Origin of the sequence: Amycolatopsis sp. NPDC001319 (genome assembly GCF_042896185.1) — a bacterium.
GTDB lineage: Bacteria > Actinomycetota > Actinomycetes > Mycobacteriales > Pseudonocardiaceae > Amycolatopsis.
Genome location: NZ_JBIAWY010000012.1, coordinates 121,309 through 140,298, shown reverse-complemented (window position 1 = coordinate 140,298; position 18,990 = coordinate 121,309). Strand labels below are relative to the sequence as shown.

Genomic DNA, 18,990 nt, shown 5'->3' with positions numbered 1-18,990 from the left:
GTGCGTGCAGGGTGGCTGGAAAATTCGTTCAGGGGACCCGGTTACCCGGCGAGCCGGCGGCGGACCGCGACGACGTGCGCGACGGCACGCCACGGTTCGAGCCGGACGAAGTTGGCCTGGCCCCAGTCCCAGGTCTCCCCGGTGACCTCGTCGTGGGCGATGAGCCGCTCGTGCCAGTCGAAGCCGAGCGACTCCAGGTCGAGCCACAGGGTGCCTTCCTGCGCACCGTGCGGATCGAGGTTCACCACCGTGACGACGGTGTCGCCGGTCGCCGGGTCCTGTTTGGAGTAGGCGAGCAGCGCGCCGTTGTCGACGTGGTGGAACCGCAGGGTCCGCATGCCCTGCAACGCCGGGTGGTTCTTGCGGATCGTGTTGAGCTTCGTGAGCCACGGTTCCAGCGAACGGCCTTCGGCCAGCGCCCGCTCGAAGTCGCGCGGACGCAGCTGGTATTTCTCCGAGTCGAGGTACTCCTCGCTGCCCTCGCGCACCGGCTGGTGCTCGTAGAGCTCGTACCCGGAGTAAACGCCCCACGTCGGCGACAGCGTGGCGGCCAGCGCCGCCCGCAGCGCGAACATGCCCGGGCCGCCGTGCTGCAGCGACTCGTGGAGGATGTCCGGGGTGTTCACGAACAGGTTGGGGCGGCCCTCGTTCCAGTGCTCGACCAGGTCGGTCCCGAACTCGGTCAGCTCGTCCTTGCTCGTGCGCCAGGTGAAGTAGGTGTAGCTCTGGGTGAAACCGAGCTTCGCCAGGCCCCACAGCCGCGCCGGGCGCGTGAACGCCTCGGCCAGGAACAGCACGTCGGGGTGCGCGTCCTTGACCGACTGGATCAGCCACGCCCAGAAGTCCGGCGGCTTGGTGTGCGGGTTGTCCACCCGGAAGATGCGCACCCCGTGCGACACCCAGTGGAGCACGACGCGGAGCACCTCGTCGTAGATGCCGCGCGGGTCGTTGTCGAAGTTGACCGGGTAGATGTCCTGGTACTTCTTCGGCGGGTTCTCGGCGTACGCGATCGTGCCGTCCGGGCGGGTGGTGAAGAACTCCGGGTGCTTGAGCACCCACGGGTGGTCGGGCGCGGCCTGCAGCGCGAGGTCGAGCGCCACCTCCATGCCGAGTTCCTCCGCACGGGCGACGAACGCGTCGAAGTCGTCGAACGTGCCGAGGTCCGGGTGGATCGCGTCGTGCCCGCCCTCGTCGGCGCCGATGGCCCACGGCGAGCCGACGTCGTCGGGAGTGGCAACGAGGGTGTTGTTCGGACCCTTGCGGTTCACTCGCCCGATCGGGTGGATCGGCGGCAGGTAGACCACGTCGAAGCCCATGTTCGCCACCCGGTCGAGTGAACGCGCGGCGGTGGCGAACGTGCCGTGCACCGCATTGCCGTGCTCGTCGACCCCGCCCGTGGACCGCGGGAAGAACTCGTACCAGGAACCGAAGGCCGCGCGTTTGCGGTCGACCCACAGCTTCAGCGGTTTGCCCTTGGTGATCAGTTCCCGCACGGGGAATTCGTGCATCAAGTGGCGCACTTCGGGCGAAAGCGCGGCGCCCACGCGCTCGCCGAGATCGCGGCCGGCGTCGCGCAGGTCCGCCGCCGCGCCCGCGAGCAGCGCGCGCTCGCCGCGGCGCTCGGGCCGGCGGGACACGCGCTCGAGCAGCCGCGCGCCGTTCTCCAGGTCGTTCGCGAGGTCCTCGGGTCCTTGTCCCGCAGCGATCTTGACCTCGACGGCGTGTTCCCACGTCGCCCACGGATCGCTCCAGGCGTCCACGCGGTAGGTCCACAGGCCTTCGGTGTCGGGCACGATCACGGCGGCGAACAGATCCAGGCCCTTGCCGCGTTCGGCCATCCGCGTCTGACGCGACACCCGGTCACCCGGACCGCGCCAGGCGACGGTGGCCGCCACGGCGTCGTGACCCTCGCGCCACACCGTGGCGGAGACCGGAAAGTGTTCTCCCACAACGGCTTTCGCCGGGTACCGACCGCAGCTGACGGTCGGGTTGACGTCGTCGATACCGAGCCGGCCGGTCATGGCAACGCCCCTCTTGGCTGTGCTGATTTCCGTGCGAACGCGAGCACGGTCAGTGTGCCTGATTCCCTCAAAGCCCTTGACAGCGGGGCCTTTTACGGTTGTACCCGCCACCCGGTCGGGCGAAACGGATCCGGCCGGCCGGAGTTTCCGCCCTTTCCCACACGTTCGCAGCGGGCGCAACTCGAACGGCGGAACAATCACCTGAGCCTGTTTTTCGCAGTTTCCCCGTAACACAGAAGTCGAACAACGTTCACAGTTCCTCGCGCGAGTCGACGACCCCGGCGGATTCGCGCCCGACTGTCCACAGTGGGCGCCGGACACAGCACCGCGCCGCCGGTCCGGGGGCTCTCCCGGTCCGGCGGCGCGGTGGACGACTACCGGCTCAGCCGACGCGGGCCGGCAGCGCGGCGAGGATGTCCTGCACCCGCTCCTTGGCGTCGCCGAAGAGCATCTGGCTGTTCTCGCGGAAGAACAACGGGTTCTGCACACCCGCGTAGCCCGGCGCCATGGACCGCTTGAACACCACGACGTTGCCGGCTTCCCAGACCCGCAGCACCGGCATGCCGGCGATCGGGCTGCCCGGGTCCTCCGCGGCCGACGGGTTCACGGTGTCGTTGGCCCCGATGACGAGCACGACGTCGGTGTCGGCGAGGTCGTCGTTGATCTCGTCCATCTCCAGGACGATGTCGTAGGGCACCTTCGCCTCGGCGAGCAGCACGTTCATGTGCCCGGGCAGCCGGCCGGCGACGGGGTGCACCCCGAACCGGACGTTCACGCCTTGCTCCCGCAGCCGCCGCGTCAGCTCGGCCACCGGCGACTGCGCCTGCGCCACCGCCATGCCGTACCCCGGCGTGATGACCACCGAGCTCGCGCCTGCCAGCAGCTCGGCCACCCCGGCGGCGTCGATCTCGCGGTGCTCGCCCGTGACCTCGGCCGGGCCGCTGGTCGCCGGCGCGCCGAAGCCGCCCGCGATGACGGAGATGAACGACCGGTTCATCGCCTTGCACATCACGTAGGACAGGTACGCACCGGAAGAGCCGACGAGCGCGCCGGTGATGATCAGCAAATCGTTGCCCAGCAGGAAGCCCGACGCGGCCGCGGCCCAGCCGGAGTAGCTGTTGAGCATCGACACGACCACCGGCATGTCCCCGCCGCCGATCGACGCGACCAGGTGCACGCCGAGCGCCAGCGCGAGCACCGTGACCACCACGAGCAGCCATGTGGCGGGAGTGATCACGAAGAACACCGTGAGCACCGCGAACACGACCAGCGCGCCGAGGTTGAGCATGTTCTTGCCCGGCAGCTGCAACGGCGCCGACGGGATCCGCGCCGACAGCTTCAGGAACGCGATGATCGAGCCGGTGAACGTCACGGCGCCGATGAACACGCCGATCACGACCTCGGCGTGGTGGATGCCCAGCAGCGACCCCACGAGCTCGGTCTGCGCGTCGTTCCCCTCGACCTCGAGGAACCCGTTCCAGCCGACCAGCACCGCGGCGAGGCCGACGAAGCTGTGCATCAGCGCGATCAGCTCGGGCATGCCGGTCATCTCGACCACGCGCGCCCGCCACACGCCGATCGAGGCGCCGATCACGAGCGCGATGAGCAGCAGCGTGATGCCGAGGCCCGAGGCCAGGCCGAGCGCGGTGGCCGCGGTCGCGATCAGCGCGATCGCCATGCCCGCGATCCCGAACCAGACCCCGCGGCGCGAGGTCTCGTGCTTGGCGAGCCCCGCGAGGCTGGCCACGAACAACAGGGCGGCGATCAGGTACGCCGCCGACTTCCACGTTTCAGCGTGCACTGTTCGCTCAGCTCCTCGAGAACATCGACAACATCCGGCGGGTCACCATGAACCCACCGACGATGTTGATGGCGGCCAGCAGCACGGCGGCGGCGGCCAGGACGGTGGTGGCGATCCCGCCGCCGGCGATCTGCAGGATCGCGCCGACGACGATGATCCCGGAGATCGCGTTGGTGACCGACATCAGCGGCGTGTGCAGCGCGTGGTGCACGTTGCCGATCACGTAGAAGCCGATCACGATGGCGAGCACGAACACCGTGAGGTGCCCGGCCAGCTCCGGCGGTGCGAACGCCGACGCCAGGAACAGCAGCACCGCGCCGACCGCGGCGACCGTCGCCCGCGCCCACGGCGAGCGGGGCTTCTCGGGTTCCGGTGCCGGCTTCGGCGCCGCCGGCGCGGCCTGCGGCGCCGCGCTCACCGACACCTTCGGCGGCGGCCACAGGACCTCGCCGTCGCGGACCACGGTGAGCCCGCGCTGCACCACGTCCTCGAAGTCGAGCGCGAGCCGGCCGTCCTTCCCGGGCGTGAGCAGCTTGAGCAGATTCACCACGTTGGTGCCGTAGAGCTGCGAAGCCTGCGCGGGCAGCCGGCCCGGCAGGTCGGTGTAGCCGATGATCGTGACCCCGCCCTCGGTCGTCACGACCTCGCCGGCCTCGGTGCCGGCGACGTTGCCGCCCTGCGCGGCGGCCATGTCGACGATGACGCTGCCCGGCTTCATCGACGCGACCTGCTCGGCCGTGAGCAGCTTCGGCGCGGGCCGGCCCGGGATGAGCGCGGTCGTGATGACGATGTCGACGTCGGCGGCCTGCTCGGAGTAGATCTCCGCCGCCCGCTTGTCGTAGTCCGCCGAGGTCGCCTTGGCGTAGCCGTCGGTGCTGGCCTCCTGCTCGACCTCGACGGCGAGGTACTCGCCACCGAGCGAACGGACCTGGTCGGCCACCTCCGGCCGGGGGTCCGTCGCGCGGACCACGGCACCCAGGCTGTTGGCCGCGGCGATCGCCGCGAGCCCGGCGACCCCGGCGCCCGCGACGAGCACCTTCGCCGGCGGCACCTTCCCGGCCGCCGTGACCTGGCCCGTGAAAAACCGGCCGAACACGTGCGCGGCCTCGATCACGGCCCGGTAGCCGGCGATGTTCGCCATCGAGCTGAGCACGTCCAGCGACTGCGCCCGCGAAATCCGCGGAACCGCGTCCATCGCGAGCGCGGTGACGCCGCGGGCGGCCAGCGCCGCCAGCCGGTCCGGCTCCAGCGCGGGCGCCAGCATCGACACCAGGACCGTGCCCGGGCCCAGTTTCTCGATCTCGCCGGGATCGGGCGCGTTGACGGTGACCACGACGTCCGCGTCCCACACCGGATCGGGGGTGACGTCGGCGCCCGCGGACAGGTAGGCCTCGTCGTCGAACCCCGATCGCACGCCGGCCCCGGACTCCACCAGCACGCGGTAACCCAGGCCGATGGCCTTGCGCACGGTGTCCGGCGTCAGCGCGACGCGGGTCTCGGTTTTCGTCGACTCCGCGACCAGTCCGATGCGCAGACCGGGCTCGGATCCAGTGCCGTCGTCGCTCATGCACTTCTCCTCGGGGATAGCCACGCTGGATTTCAGCATCCAACGATCCGGATGACGAGGGGGATTCCGGCGTTCCGGGGTGAGAGTGATCTCTTGACCGATTTCTGCGAAACCTCTTGATCGATGCACCCCGGGAGCCGCCGGACCCCCGCGCTAAAGCGGCTGGGGGCCCGGCACGAAGTCCCGCGGCGCTCGGAGCAGCTGCAACGATCGGGCCGCCACCACGATGCGCGTCTTCGGATCCAGCGCCCCGACGTACGCGGGGCTGCCATCGGCAGTGCCGGTGTCCAGCGTGGGTTTGTACGTGGCACCGTACTCGGGTCCGGGCAGCACCACCTCCACGTCGTCCTCTCCGGCGTGCAGGATCAGCAGCCAGGAGTGGTCGGTGACGAGCTCGCCCTCGCGGTTGCGGGCCTGCGAGTTGGAGCCGTCGATCCACATGCACAGCGTGCGGCGGCTCTCGTCGAACCAGTCGATCTCGTCGAACTCCTCGCCGTCGGGCCGGAACCAGACGAGGTCCGGTTTGCCGGTGGGTGTGGTGCGGCCTTCGAAGAACTCCGGCTGGCGCAGCGCGGGGCTGCTCGCGCGCAGACGCACCACCCGCCGGGCGAAGGCGAGCATCGGCTCCGACGCGGCCGAGGGCGTCCAGTCGACCCACGACGTCTCGTCGTCGAGGCAGTAGGCGTTGTTGTTGCCGCCCTGGGTCCGCCACATCTCGTCGCCCGCGACGAACATCGGCGTGCCGGTGGACAGCAGCAGCGTGGCGAAGAGGTTGCGCGCCTGCCGGGTGCGCAGCGCGACGATCGCCTGGTCGTCGGTCTCGCCCTCCACGCCGTGGTTCCACGAGCGGTTGTCGGTGGTGCCGTCGCGGTTGTCCTCGCCGTTGTCCTCGTTGTGCTTTTCGTTGTAGGACACCAGATCCCGCAACGTGAAGCCGTCGTGCGCGGTCACGAAATTGATCGACTGCCACGGCCGGCGCAGGTTGTGGTCGTAGAGGTCCGACGACCCCGAAAGCCGGTAGGCGAGGTCGCGCACACCCGTGACGCCGCGCCAGAAATCGCGCAGGCTGTCGCGGTAGCGGCCGTTCCACTCGGCCCACTGCGCGCCGAAGTCGCCGACGCGGTAGCCCTCCCCCGTCGCGTCCCACGGTTCGGCGATGAGCTTGCACCGCGACAGCACCGGGTCGGTCGTGATGGCCGTGAGCATGGTGGAGTCGCGGTCGAACATACCGCCGCGCGGACGGCCCAGCGTGCTCGCGAGGTCGAACCGGAAGCCGTCGACGCCGAGCTCCTGCGTCCAGTACCGCAGCGAATCGGTGACGAGCCGGACCACGGTCGGCGAGCCCGAGTCGAGCGTGTTGCCGCAGCCGGTGATGTCGGCCATCTGCCCGCGCTTGGTGTGCAGGTAGTAGGCCGGCGCGTCGAGGCCGCGCAGGAACAGCGTGGGCCCGTCGGGCCCGCCCTCGCAGGTGTGGTTGAACACGACGTCGACGATCACCTCGATGTTGGCCGCGTGCAGCGCCGCCACCATCGTCCGGAACTCCTCGATCTCCCGGCCGGGTTCGCTCGCGTACCCCGGGTGCGGGGCGAAGTAGCCCAGCGGCGAGTAGCCCCAGTAGTTGTGCCGGCCCGCGCGCACCAGCGCCGGCTCGTCGGCGAACGCGTGCACCGGCAGCAGTTCCACTGTGGTCACGCCGAGCCGCGTGAGGTGCTCGATCGCCACCGGGTGCGCGAGACCCAGGTAGGTGCCGCGCAGCGCTTCCGGGATGAACGGGTGCAGCTCGGTGAAGCCCTTCACGTGCAGCTCGTAGATCACCGACTCCTCGAACGGCACCTCGGGCCGCACGCCCGTGTCCGGTCCGCCGGGAGAGGTGACCACCGAGAGCGGCACACTGCCGAGTGAGTCCACAGTGGACGCGGGACCGCGGTCCGGGTCGCCCACGAAGCCCTGCGCGGCCGTGAGGTCGGTCAACCGGCCGCTGATCCGGTGCGCGTACGGGTCCACGAGCAGCTTCGCCGGGTTGCAGCGAAGCCCTCGGGCCGGGTCGTACGGGCCGTGCACGCGGTAGCCGTAGCGCTGGCCCGGCGTGACGCCCGGGACCAGCCCGTGCCACACGCCGAACGTCCGCTCGGTCAGCTCGATCCGGCGCTCGCTGCCGTCGTCACCGAGGAGGCAGACCTCCACGGCGTCGGCCACCGCCGAGGTGACGGCGAACCGCACCCCTCCGGCTTCCGGGTGAGCGCCGAGCGGAAAGGGTCGGCCGGCCAGGACCTGGGTGTCGGAAGCGGGTCGTGTTGCCATGGGGTGATCCTCCCAAACCGGCCGGTCCCGCGGGTCCGGCTACCCGGCTGAACTTTCCGGGGAAAGTGCCGGACTTCCCGCGTAGGCGCCGGTCAGGAGGTGACCACCAGCACGAAAGACGCGCCCGGAAGCCGGACGGATTCACCGGCATGGTCGAACTCCGGCGTGTCCCAGGACGCCAGGATCTCGCCCGGCGTCCCGCCCAGTGGGACGGTCGCCGGGGTTCCGCCGAAGTTGCACGCGAGCCGCAGCGCGCCGCGGTGCAGCACCAGCCACGAATCGTCCGGGGCCGCGCACACGACGAACCCGTCGAGGTTCGGGTCCGCGAGCTCCGGCCGTTCGCGGCGCAGCCGGATCAGCCTGCGGTAGGTCCGCAGCATCTCCTGGTGCCCGGGCTGTTGCGGCTCGGTCCAGTCGAGCCGCGAGCGCGCGACGGTCGCCGGGTCCATCGGGTCCGGCACGTCGGCCTCGCCCCAGCCGTGGCGGCCGAACTCGCGCCGCCGGCCCGTGCGCACGGCCTCGGCCAGCTCCGGGTCCGGGAAGGAGGCGAAGAACTGCCACGGCGTGCTCGCCGCCCACTCCTCGCCCATGAACACCATCGGCGTGTACGGCGAGCAGAACACCACCGCGGCCGCGGCCGCGATCAGGCCCGGCGCGACGGTGGCCGAAAGCCGGTCGCCGGTGGCGCGATTGCCGATCTGGTCGTGGTTCTGCAGGTACGCGAGGAACCGGTGGCCCGGCACCTTGCGCGTGTCCACCGGGCGGCCGTGGGTGCGCTCGCGGAACGACGACCAGGTGCCGGCGTGGAAGAACACCTCGCGCAGCGTCTTCGCGAGCGCGCCGGGCGCGGCGAAGTCCGCGTAGTACCCGGAAGTCTCGCCGGTGATGCGGACGTGCAGCGTGTGGTGCAGGTCGTCGGACCACTGCGCGTGCACGCCGTAGCCGCCGCCTTCACGCGGGGTGACGAGCCGCGGGTCGTTCTGGTCCGACTCGGCGATCAGGGTGAGCGGGCGGCGCAGCGCCGCGGACAGCTCGCCGACCTCGGTGGCCAGCTCCTCCAGCAGGTGCACGGCGCGCTTGTCCACCAGCGCGTGCACGGCGTCGAGCCGCAGCGCGTCCACGTGGAAGTCGCGCAGCCAGCCCAGCGCGTTGTCGAGCACGTACCGGCGCACCTCGTCGGAGCCGGGGCCGTCGAGGTTGAGGCCCGCGCCCCAGTCGGTGTGGCCGGCGAAGTACGGGCCGAAGCGGTCGAGGTAGGCGCCCGACGGGCCGAGGTGGTTGTAGACCACGTCCAGCACCACGGCGAGGCCGCGGGCGTGGCACGCGTCGACGAAGCGCTTGAGGCCGTCCGGCCCGCCGTAGGGCTCGTGCACCGCGCCCCAGAGCACGCCGTCGTAGCCCCAGCCGGCCGTGCCGTCGAACGAGTTCACCGGCAGCAGCTCGACGTGCGTGATGCCGAGGTCCACGAGGTGGCCGAGCCGCTCGATCGCCGAGTCGAACGTGCCGCCCTCGGTGAAGGTGCCCAGGTGCAGCTCGTAGACGACGCCGCCGGGCAGCTGGCGGCCGGTCCACGCGCGGTCGGTCCACTCGAACTCGGCGTGGTCGTACACGCGCGAAGCCTCGTGGACGCCGGCCGGCTGGCGCAGCGAACGCGGGTCCGGCAGCGGTTTCCCGTCGTCGCCGAGGAGGAACGCGTAGTCGGTACCGGTGACCTCGGCCTGCCACCAGCCGCCGGCGGTTGGGCTCATCTCGTGGTCAGTGCCGTCGACGCGCACCCGCACGCGATCCGCGGCGGGCGCCCACACGGTGAACATTCAGGAATCCCCTCGCACCAGAAGAGCCACCGGGTACCGGTCGAACAGCGCGGCGGCCGGCGGCGCGTCGCCGAGCGCCCGCCCGGTCAGCACGTCGGTCCAGAAGCCGTCGGTCAGCGGCAGCACGGTGTCGCGCCAGCCGCCGGACTTCTCCAGCCCGACGGGCAGCCGCGTCACGGCCACCGCCAGGTTCTCGCCGCGCTGGAACGCCAGCAGGTGCTCGGCGGCCGCGCCCTCGGCCTTCAGCGGGCGGTAGCCGGTGAACAGCTCGGGCCGTTCGCGCCGCAGCGTCAGCGTCCGGTGGACCACGAGCAGTTTCGCGGCACCGGTTTCGTCGACCTCCGGCTGTTCCCCGGCCAGCACGCGCTCCAGGATCTCGCGGCGCACGCCGTAGTCGACCGCGCGCCGGTTGTCCGGGTCCACGAGCGAGAAGTCCCACAGCTCGGTGCCCTGGTAGACATCCGGCACGCCCGGCCCGGCCAGCTGCACCAGCTTTTGGCCCAGCGAGTTCACCCAGCCCGGCCCGCGCAGCTTCCCGACGAACTCCTCGATCTCGGCCACCAGCTCGGCGTCGCCCAGCACCTGCTCGGGCCACGCGGCCACGGCCTGCTCGAACTCCTCGTCGTGGTCGGTCCAGGTGGTGCGGAGCTTCGACTCCTTGGCCGCCTTGTCGAGGTAGTCGCGCAGGCGCCCGGGCGCGATCGGCCACGCGCCCACGAGGGTCTGCCAGGCCAGCAGGTTGAGCGCCGGCTCGTCGATGCCGCGCCGCTTCGTCCAGCGGCGCACGGCGTCGCCGAACTCGTCGGCCAGCTCGGACAGCGCGGCCTGCCGCGCCCGCGTGTCCTCGGAGCGCTTGGTGTCGTGCGTGGTCAGCGTGGTCATGCTCGCCGGGCGGCCGGCGGCGCGGGCCCCGGCCAGCTCGTGGAACTCGGCCACCGTGCGGCCGAACCGGTCCGGGTCGCCGCCGACCTCGTTGAGCGCGGCGAAGCGGGTGAAGCGGTAGAAGGTGGTGTCCTCGGTGCCCTTGGCCACGACCATGCCGGACGTTTGCTGGACGCGCGTCGCCAGCTCGCCGGCGGGCTCCGCGCGGACCTGCGTATCGAGCGCGGTCAGGGCTTCGTCCAGGTCGGGCCGGCGCGCCCGCGCGCGCTCGACGGCCGCCGTCCACTCGGCGGCGCCCTCCGGCAGATACGAGCGGTAGACGCCGAAGGCGATCATCACCTCGGCCACGGCGGCGCGCGCGGCTTCCGGCTCGACGCCGTCGACCAGGCCCGCGATGCGGTGCACCTCGGCCACGAGGATCCGGTCGGTGACCAGCCGCCGCGCTTCTTCTTCCACGGCGGGATAGTCGGTGCGCCCGCCCAGCTCGCCCGCGAGCCGCGTGAACGCCGGCTCCGCGGCCGGGTCGACGAACACGCCCGTGATCTCGTTCAGCGCGTCATAGCCGGTGGTGCCGTCGACCGGCCAGCTCTGCGGAAGCGCCTCGCCCGGGTGCAGGATCTTCTCAACGACCAGCCACGCGTCGGGCGCGCCTGCGCGCAGCCGGCGCAGGTACCCGCCGGGGTCGGCCAGGCCGTCCGGGTGGTCCACGCGCAGGCCGGCGACGTCGCCGTCGGCCACCCAGCGCAGCACCTCGCCGTGGGTCTCGGCGAACACCTCGGCCTTCTCGACCGTGACGGCCGCGAGGTTGGTGATGTCGAAGAAGCGGCGGTAGTTCAGCTCGGCGTTGCCGCGGCGCCAGCCGACGAGCTCGTAGTTCTGGCGCGCGTGCACCTCCTGCGGCGTGCCCTCGCCGGTGCCGGGCGCGATCGGGAAGCGGTGGTCGTAGTAGACCAGCTCCTCTCCCTCGACGGTCAGCTCGGCGACGGCAGCGTCCTCGCCCAGCACGGGCAGCAGCACCTTGCCGCGGCTCCAGTCGATGTCGAAGAAACCCGCGTGCTCCGAAGCCGGCCCGTGGCGCAGCACGTCCCACCACCAGCGGTTGAGCTTCGGGACCTCCACCGACATGTGGTTCGGCACGATGTCGACCACGAGTGTGAGCCCCGCGGAGGCCAGCCGCGTGACCAGCACCTGCCGGGCTTCCTCGCCGCCCAGCTCCGGCCGCGCCCGCGTCGGGTCGACCACGTCGTAGCCGTGGGTGGAGCCGGTCGTCGCGTCGAGCACCGGCGACGCGTAGAGCGCGCCCGCGCCGAGCGAGCGCAGGTAGTCGACGATCCCGGCGGCGTCGGTGAAGGTGAACTCCGGGCGCAGCTGCACCCGGTACGTCGAGGACGGCGCGCTCACTCCTGCTCCTCCCGGCCGGTGCGCTGCAGCACGACGAGCGACCGCGCGGCGAGCGTGTGCTTGCCCCCGCCCGGGATCGGCTCCACGTCGGTCTTGCCGACCTGGCCGGTGGCCGTGTCGACGACGACCGTCCACTCGGTGCCGTACCCGTTGGCGGGCAAGGTCATCGCGATGTCCTCGTAGTGGGCGTTGAACGCGAGCAGGAACGACTCGTCGACCACCGGCATGCCCCGCGGGTCGAGGTCGGAGATGCCCTCGCCGTTGAGGAAGATGACCACGGACTTGCCGAAGCCGTCGTCCCAGTTCTGCTCGGTCATCTCCTCGCCGGCCGGAGTGAACCAGGCGATGTCGCCGAGCTCCTCGCCCTTGCGCACCGGCTTTCCCTGGAAGAACCGGCGGCGCCGGAACACCGGGTGCGCCTTGCGGAACGCGGTGAGCGCCGCGGTGAACTCGACGAGGTCGACGTTCTCCTTGGCGAGCCCCCAGTCCATCCAGGACAGTTCGGAGTCCTGGCAGTACGCGTTGTTGTTGCCCTGCTGCGTGCGGCCCAGCTCGTCACCGTGCAGCAGCATCGGCACGCCCTGGGACAGCAGCACGGTGGCGAGCAGGTTGCGGCGCTGGCGGGCGCGCAGCGCGAGCACCTCCTCGTCGGTGGTCGGGCCTTCCACGCCGCAGTTCCACGACCGGTTGTCGTCGGCGCCGTCGCGGTTGTCCTCGCCGTTGGCCTCGTTGTGCTTCTCGTTGTAGGACACCAGGTCCTCGAGCGTGAAGCCGTCGTGCGCGGTGACGAAGTTGATCGACGCGAACGGCCGGCGCCCGTCGTCCTGGTACAGGTCCGACGAACCCGTGATGCGGGAGGCGAACTCCCCCAGCGTCGACGGCTCGCCGCGCCAGAAGTCGCGCACGGTGTCGCGGTACTGCCCGTTCCACTCCGTCCACAGTGGCGGGAAGTTGCCCACCTGGTACCCGCCGGGTCCGACGTCCCAGGGCTCCGCGATGAGCTTGACCTGGCTCACGATCGGGTCCTGCTGCACGAGCTCGAAGAACGTGGACAGACGGTCGACGTCGTAGAACTCGCGCGCCAGCGCGGAGGCGAGGTCGAAGCGGAACCCGTCCACGTGCATCTCGGTGACCCAGTAGCGCAGCGAGTCCATGATCAGCTGCAACGTGTGCGGGTTGCGGACGTTGAGCGAGTTGCCCGTGCCCGTGTAGTCCATGTAGTACTGCGAGTCGTCCTCGACCAGCCGGTAGTAGGCCTCGTTGTCGATGCCGCGCATGGACAACGTCGGGCCCAGGTGGTTGCCCTCGGCGGTGTGGTTGTAGACGACGTCGAGGATCACCTCGATGTTGGCCTCGTGCAGGGCGCGGACCATGCCCTTGAACTCCTGCACCTGCCCGCCCTGGCCCGGCATCGCCGCGTAGGCGTCGTGGGGCGCGAAGAAGCCGATGGTGTTGTAGCCCCAGTAGTTGCGCAGGCCCTTCTGGTCGAGGCCGTGGTCGGTCACGAACTGGTGCACCGGCATGAGTTCCACCGCCGTGACGCCGAGCTTCTTCAGGTGCTCGATCACGGCCGGGTGCGCGAGCCCGGCGTACGTGCCGCGCAGGCGGTCGGGCACGAACGGGTGCGTCATCGTCATGCCGCGCACGTGGGCCTCGTAGATCACGGTCTCGTGGTAGGGCGTGCGCGGCGCGCGGTCGTTGGCCCAGTCGAAGAACGGGCTGACCACCAGCGAGTACGGCACGTGCCCGGCCGAGTCCTGGTCGTTGCGCTGCTCCGGGTTCTCGAACTCGTACCCGAACAGCGCCTCCGACCAGTCGACGCCGCGCGAAAGGGCCTTGGCGTACGGGTCGATCAGGACCTTGTTCGGGTTGCAGCGCAGGCCGCGCTCGGGGTCGTACGGGCCGTGCACGCGGAAGCCGTAGCGCTGGCCGGGACCGATGCCGAGCAGGTAGCCGTGGTGGACGAAGCCGTCGACCTCCTCCAGGCGCGAGCGCGTTTCCGTGCCGTCCTCGTCGAACAGGCAGAGCTCCACGTACTCGGCGACTTCGGAGAACAGGGCGAAGTTCGTGCCCACCCCGTCGTAGGTGGCGCCGAGCGGGTAGGGCCTTCCGGGCCAGGGACGCACGGGACTCTCCTTGGGGGACATCGGTTTGTCGGGTTGCTCGGGGAAGACTGACTTACCCGCGCGGGCGGGTCTCGAACCACGAGGACCGGCCCGGGCGGTTACGGGAGCGGACGGGCGGCCTTGAGCGGGGCGACCGCCGCACGCACCCGCGCGTCGGCGAAGAACCCGTCGACGGTGACGGGGAGCGGGATCCGCCAGTTAGGGTACTGGTCGATCGTCCCGGGCAGGTTGGGCTGGCGCCGTTCGCCGACCACGTCGGCCGGTGAGGTGAGCACCAGGCGTGACGCCGCCGAGGCCAGGAGCGTGTGCAGGGCCACCACCGGGTCGTCGGCGGGGATGCCTTCGCGCGCAACGAGGTCGAGCAGCGCGCTGCGCTCGGCCGCCGCCTCGGTGTACTCCTGCTCCACGGGCCGGTCGAGCAGTCCCAGCTCGGCGCGCACGCGCACGTGCTCCGCTTCGAGCCAGCCGGACACCGTCGGCAGGTCGTGGGTCGAGATGCTCGCCATCGCGTGCGGATCCCAGTCCGCGGGGCGGACGAACGGTTTGCCCGGTGCGTCCCAGTCGCGCTGGAACCACAGCACGGCGGAGCTGAGCACGCCGCGCTCGTGCATGGTCTCGGTGACGATGTCCTCGACCGTGCCGAGGTCCTCGCCGACCACCACGGCGCCGGCGCGGTGGGCTTCCAGCGCGAGCACGCCGAGCATCGCCTCGGCGTCGTAGTGCACGTACGTGCCGCGGCCGGCGGGCTCGCCCGGCGGGATCCACCACAGCCGCCACAGCCCGGCGATGTGGTCCACGCGGATGCCGTCGGCGTGCTGCAGCACACCGCGGATGACGTCGCGGAACGGCGCGTACCCGGCCTCGGCGAGGCGGTCGGGCCGCCACGGCGGGAGGTTCCAGTCCTGGCCCTGCTGGTTGAACGCGTCGGGCGGCGCGCCCACGCGCACCCGGGCGGCGAACACCTCGCGCAGCGCCCACGTGTCGGCGCCGCCGGGGTGCACGCCGACGGGCAGGTCGTGCACGACCCCCACCGTCATCCCGGCCTCACGCGCCGCGTGGCGGACCTCGTCGAGCTGTTCGTGGCACAGCTGCTGGAGCCAGCCGTGGAACTCGACCCGGTCGGCCAGCTCGGCGCGCGCGGCCGCGACCTCGGGGCTCGCGGGGTCGTGCAGGGCCTCGGGCCACTCGCGCCAGTCGGCGCCGTGCACCTCGGCCAGCGCGCCGAACGTCGCGAAGTCGCGAAGGTCGCCGTCGAGCTCGACGGGCCGCGGGTGGTGCGGGCGCAGCAGCTCCAGCGCGGTGCGCTTGGCGTCCCACACGGCGTCGTAGTCGATGAGGTCCGGAACCGCGTCCGGGGCCAGGGCCAGCACCTTCGCGCGCGTGGCCTCGTCGGCCCCGGCGAACGCCTCGGTGTCGGTGACCCGCAGGTACACGGGGTTCGCGAAGCGGCGGCTCGACGGCGAGTACGGCGAGCGCTCCACGGGGTGCGCGGGCGCGAACGCCTGCACCGGGTTGACCAGCAGCACGCCGGCGCCGAGCTCGGCGGCCGAGCGCGTGGCGGTGGTCCGCAGGTCGCCGAAGTCGCCCATCCCCCACGACCCGGCCGAGTGCAGGGCGTAGAGCTGGAGCATCCAGCCCCACGCGGCGGGCACCTCGGGCAGCTTCGCCGGGACCACGGCCAGCGGCACCCGGCGCTCGCCGTCGACGACGTGGTGCCAGCCCAGCGGCAGGTCGGCTGGCAGCGTGGTGCCGACGGCGCGGGTCGTGCCGTCCTCCAGCTCGACGGTCACCTCCCGGCCCAGTTCGCGCGTGTCACCGGCGCGCACGACGATCGTGGGCGGCAGGTCGGCCGACGCCCGCGCCGCGCGCACGCCCTCCAGCGCCCGGCGGATCGACTCCTCGTTCGAGGCGTCCACGTCGAACTGCGCGAGGACGGCGACCACCACCTCGGCCTCGACCTGCACTTCCACGCGGTCGGAGTTCTCGTAGTGGGTCGCCACGCCGTAGGCGGCGGCCAGCTCGGCCAGCTCGGGCGAAACGTCGGGGGTCGGTGATCCGGAGGCGGTCGGGCTCTGCACCGGCCCAGTCTTGCGGCCCGCGCCGGGGCGCGCCAATCGCCTCGCCGGGCGGCACCCGAATGCCGGATGCGTACAGCGGTGACCGGCCAGTCGGGGGGCGTGCCGGCCGGTCACCGCCACACCCACCGAGAGGACATCCGGTGAACAGAATGACGCGTGGTGGCGCACTTCACTATTTCGGGTGAAGTGCGGCTCGCTCAGCGCGCGAGTGAGCCCGGGTACAGGTATTGGGCCGGCGGGATCACGGAGCTGTGCGCCCACGCCGTGAAGAAGCCCGACAGGTCCTGGCCCGCCTGCGCCGACGCGAAGTGCTCGAAGTCGGGCCAGGACGCGTTGCCGTCGCGGTGCGCGGAGATCCAGTGCTTGAGCAGACCGAAGAACTTGTCGTCGCCCATCGTGCGGCGCAGCGCGTGGAGCATGAGCGAGCCCCGGTCGTAGAGCGCGTAGTCGAGCGGGCGATCCTTGCCCGGGTCGTAGATCGGCACCTGCCAGTAGGCGGCGTCGCCTGCGTTCTGCTCGACGATCGAGCGGTAGCTCTCGTCGAGGTCGGCGCCGTTCTCGGCCTCGTCCCACAGCTGCCCGGCGTACTGGGCGAAGCACTCGGCGAGGCAGCCGTCGCGCCAGTCCGAAAAGGACACCGCGTCGCCGAACCACTGGTGCGCCAGCTCGTGGACGGCCGAGGCGTCGAAGAACGCGCCGTCGTAGGTCGGGCGGGTCTGCGTCTCCAGCGCGAGGCTGCCCTCGGTGGCCTCCGGGGCGACGACGATCGCGCCGGTCGAGTCGAACGGGTACGGGCCGAACGTCTTCGTCAGGAAGCCCATGATCTTCGGCAGCAGCGCCTCGGAGTCGGGGAGGTAACTCGTGTTCTGGCCGTACGCGGTGATCACGGGCGTGCCGTCGGCGAGCTTCGAGGTGTGCACCGTGAACTTGTCGATCGCCATCGTCGTGGCGTAGGAGACGATCGGGTGGTCCTCGTGCCAGCGGAACGTCGTGCGGCCGGCGGAGGTGGTCGTCGGGCCGGGCAGCCCGTTGCCCAGCACCGTCCACCCGGTCGGCACGGTCGCCTCCAGGTGCAACGCCGCCTTGTCCGACGGGTGGTCGTTCAGCGGGAACCAGGCCGTCGCCGAGTGCGGCTCGCCGCTCACGTCGATGCCGCCGCCCACGAGCCGGTGCCAGCTCGCGCCGACCGGCTTGCCGGAGTACACGACGCGCACGGCGAAGGTGCTGCCGCGCAGCACCCGCGTGCGCGGCGTGATCACCAGCTCGTGCGCGCCCGACCGCGCGATCGCCTTCGCGGGCGCGCCGTTCACGGTCACGGCCGAGACCGTGAAGCCCTCCAGGTCGAGGTCGAACCGGTCGAGGTCCTGGCGCGCGGCCGCGTGCACCGTGGTGTCGCCGGTGAACGAACCGGGATCCGCGGGGTCGTACGACACCTTCACGTCGTAGCGCGAGACGTCGTAGCCGCCGTTGCCGTCCTGTGGGAAGTACGGGTCGCCGACGCCGTCCGCGCCGATCGCCGGCGGCTGCGCCATGCCGAGCGCCGCCGCTCCGCTCGCGACGAGGGCGAGCGCTTTGTACCAGCTCATGCGTTGTCCTTCAGGGTTCCGGGGTGGAGGTAGGGCTCGGGCGGGATCACGGTGCTGTGGGCCCACGCGGTGAAGAAGCCGGTGAGGTCGTGGCCGTACTCCTGGGCCGCGAGGTGCTCGAAGTCGGCCCAGGAGGCGTTGGCGTCGCGGTGCTGCGCGAGGAAATCACGCAGGGTCCGGAAGAACACGGCGTCGCCGACGGTGCGGCGCAGCGCGTGCAGCATGAGCGGGCCGACGGTGTAGGAGCCGCCGTAGAAGCCGGCACCCGGGTCCGCGAGCGGGACCTGCCAGAAGTCCGGGCCGGCGCCGGCGAGCGCGGTGCGGTAGTCGGCGTCGAGGTCGTGGCCCTCCTTCGCCTCCCGCCACAGCCATCCGCGTAGGTGGCGAAGCACTCCTTGAGGCAGATGTCGGACCAGCGCGCGACCGCGACGCTGTCGCCGAACCACTGGTGCGCCTGCTCGTGCACGATGTCGGTGAACTGCTCGGGCGGAACCCCGCCCGGGTACACGGGCCGCTCCTGCATCTCGAACCCGCCACCGGTGCCGCCGGGGTAGAAGACGCCGCCGGCCGCGGAGAACGGGTACTTCCCGAAGCGCGAGGACAGGAACCCGAGCACCTCGGGCAGCCGGTCTTCGAACGGCTTCGCGGCTTCGGCGCCCGTGGTGTACGCGTCCACGACCGGGGTCCCGTCGGCGAGGTGTCCCGTGTGGACGGTCATCCGGTCGATCACCACACCCGTCAGGTAGGAGGCCACGGGGTGGTTTTCCGTCCACGAGAACGTCTTGCGGCCGTCGCGCACCACCGGCGGCGCGGGCACGCCGTTGCCCACCACCGCCCAGCCCGGCCGGTCCGGCATCGTCACGGCGAGGTGGAACGTCGCCTTGTCCGACGGGTGGTCGTTCACCGGGTACCAGCTGGACGCGGAATGCGGCTCGCCGAACGCGTGCACCGCACCGGCGTCGTCGGCCGTCATCCAGAAGAACCCCGGCGTGCCCTGGTAGCGCACGCGCACCCGGAAGGACTGCCCGCGCCGCAGGGGTTTCGCGGGCGTGATCACGAGCTCGTGCTCCCCGGTGCACGTGAACGCCGCGGGCGCGCCCGCGACCGTGACGCTCTGCACGGTGAGGCCTTCGAGATCGAGGTCGAAGCGGCTCAGGTCCTGGGTGGCGACGGCGTCGGCTGCCGTGTCGCCGGTGAGGTGGTCGGGTTTCGCCGGGTCGTAGTCCAGCGCGACGTCGTAGTGGCTCACGCGGTAGCCGCCGTTGCCGTCCTGCGGGAACAGCGGGTCGCCGGCGCCGTCGGACCCGGGGCTCGGGGCGGCGACCGCCGTGCCCGAGATGAGCACGAGGATCGAGCCGGTGGCGACCGCGGTCGCCCACACTCTCTTCAGCACCGCGCCAGGCTGGCAGAACG

Annotated in this window: 10 protein-coding genes; all 10 read right to left on the bottom strand. The window is 71.5% G+C overall.

Annotated elements, in window-relative coordinates:
- Nucleotides 1-41: 41 nt before the first annotated feature.
- Complete coding sequence (locus ACFY1H_RS37560) at nt 42-2,021, bottom strand: maltotransferase domain-containing protein (RefSeq protein ID WP_366583571.1); 1,980 nt, start codon at nt 2,019-2,021, stop codon at nt 42-44.
- Between the two features lie 382 nt (nt 2,022-2,403).
- A complete protein-coding gene (gene pntB, locus ACFY1H_RS37555) occupies nt 2,404-3,822 on the bottom strand; it encodes a Re/Si-specific NAD(P)(+) transhydrogenase subunit beta (protein WP_366583570.1) in 1,419 nt (472 codons plus the stop codon).
- Between the two features lie 7 nt (nt 3,823-3,829).
- Nucleotides 3,830-5,389, bottom strand: a complete 1,560-nt coding sequence (locus ACFY1H_RS37550) for a Re/Si-specific NAD(P)(+) transhydrogenase subunit alpha (protein WP_366583569.1) — start codon at nt 5,387-5,389, stop codon at nt 3,830-3,832.
- Between the two features lie 153 nt (nt 5,390-5,542).
- Nucleotides 5,543-7,690 carry a glycogen debranching protein GlgX gene (gene glgX / locus ACFY1H_RS37545; protein ID WP_366583568.1) on the bottom strand — a complete coding sequence of 716 codons (2,148 nt, stop codon included), beginning with the start codon at nt 7,688-7,690 and terminating at the stop codon, nt 5,543-5,545.
- A gap of 92 nt (nt 7,691-7,782) precedes the next feature.
- Entirely contained in the window at nt 7,783-9,504 is a 1,722-nt protein-coding gene (gene treZ, locus ACFY1H_RS37540; RefSeq protein WP_366583567.1) for a malto-oligosyltrehalose trehalohydrolase, read from the bottom strand.
- A complete protein-coding gene (gene treY / locus ACFY1H_RS37535; RefSeq protein WP_386954495.1) occupies nt 9,505-11,787 on the bottom strand; it encodes a malto-oligosyltrehalose synthase in 2,283 nt (760 codons plus the stop codon).
- Nucleotides 11,784-13,913, bottom strand: a complete 2,130-nt coding sequence (glgX, locus tag ACFY1H_RS37530; protein ID WP_366583565.1) for a glycogen debranching protein GlgX — start codon at nt 13,911-13,913, stop codon at nt 11,784-11,786. Before glgX (ACFY1H_RS37530) ends, treY begins: the two co-directional genes overlap by 4 nt.
- A gap of 98 nt (nt 13,914-14,011) precedes the next feature.
- On the bottom strand, nt 14,012-15,991 hold the full coding sequence (malQ, locus tag ACFY1H_RS37525) for a 4-alpha-glucanotransferase (RefSeq protein WP_386954493.1): 1,980 nt from the start codon (nt 15,989-15,991) through the stop codon (nt 14,012-14,014).
- A gap of 197 nt (nt 15,992-16,188) precedes the next feature.
- On the bottom strand, nt 16,189-17,577 hold the full coding sequence (locus ACFY1H_RS37520) for a M1 family metallopeptidase (RefSeq protein ID WP_386954489.1): 1,389 nt from the start codon (nt 17,575-17,577) through the stop codon (nt 16,189-16,191).
- A 46-nt stretch (nt 17,578-17,623) separates the two neighbouring features.
- The gene (locus ACFY1H_RS37515; protein ID WP_366583562.1) at nt 17,624-18,970 is read right to left on the bottom strand and encodes a M1 family metallopeptidase; all 1,347 of its coding nucleotides are present in this window, start codon (nt 18,968-18,970) and stop codon (nt 17,624-17,626) included.
- Nucleotides 18,971-18,990 lie beyond the last annotated feature (20 nt).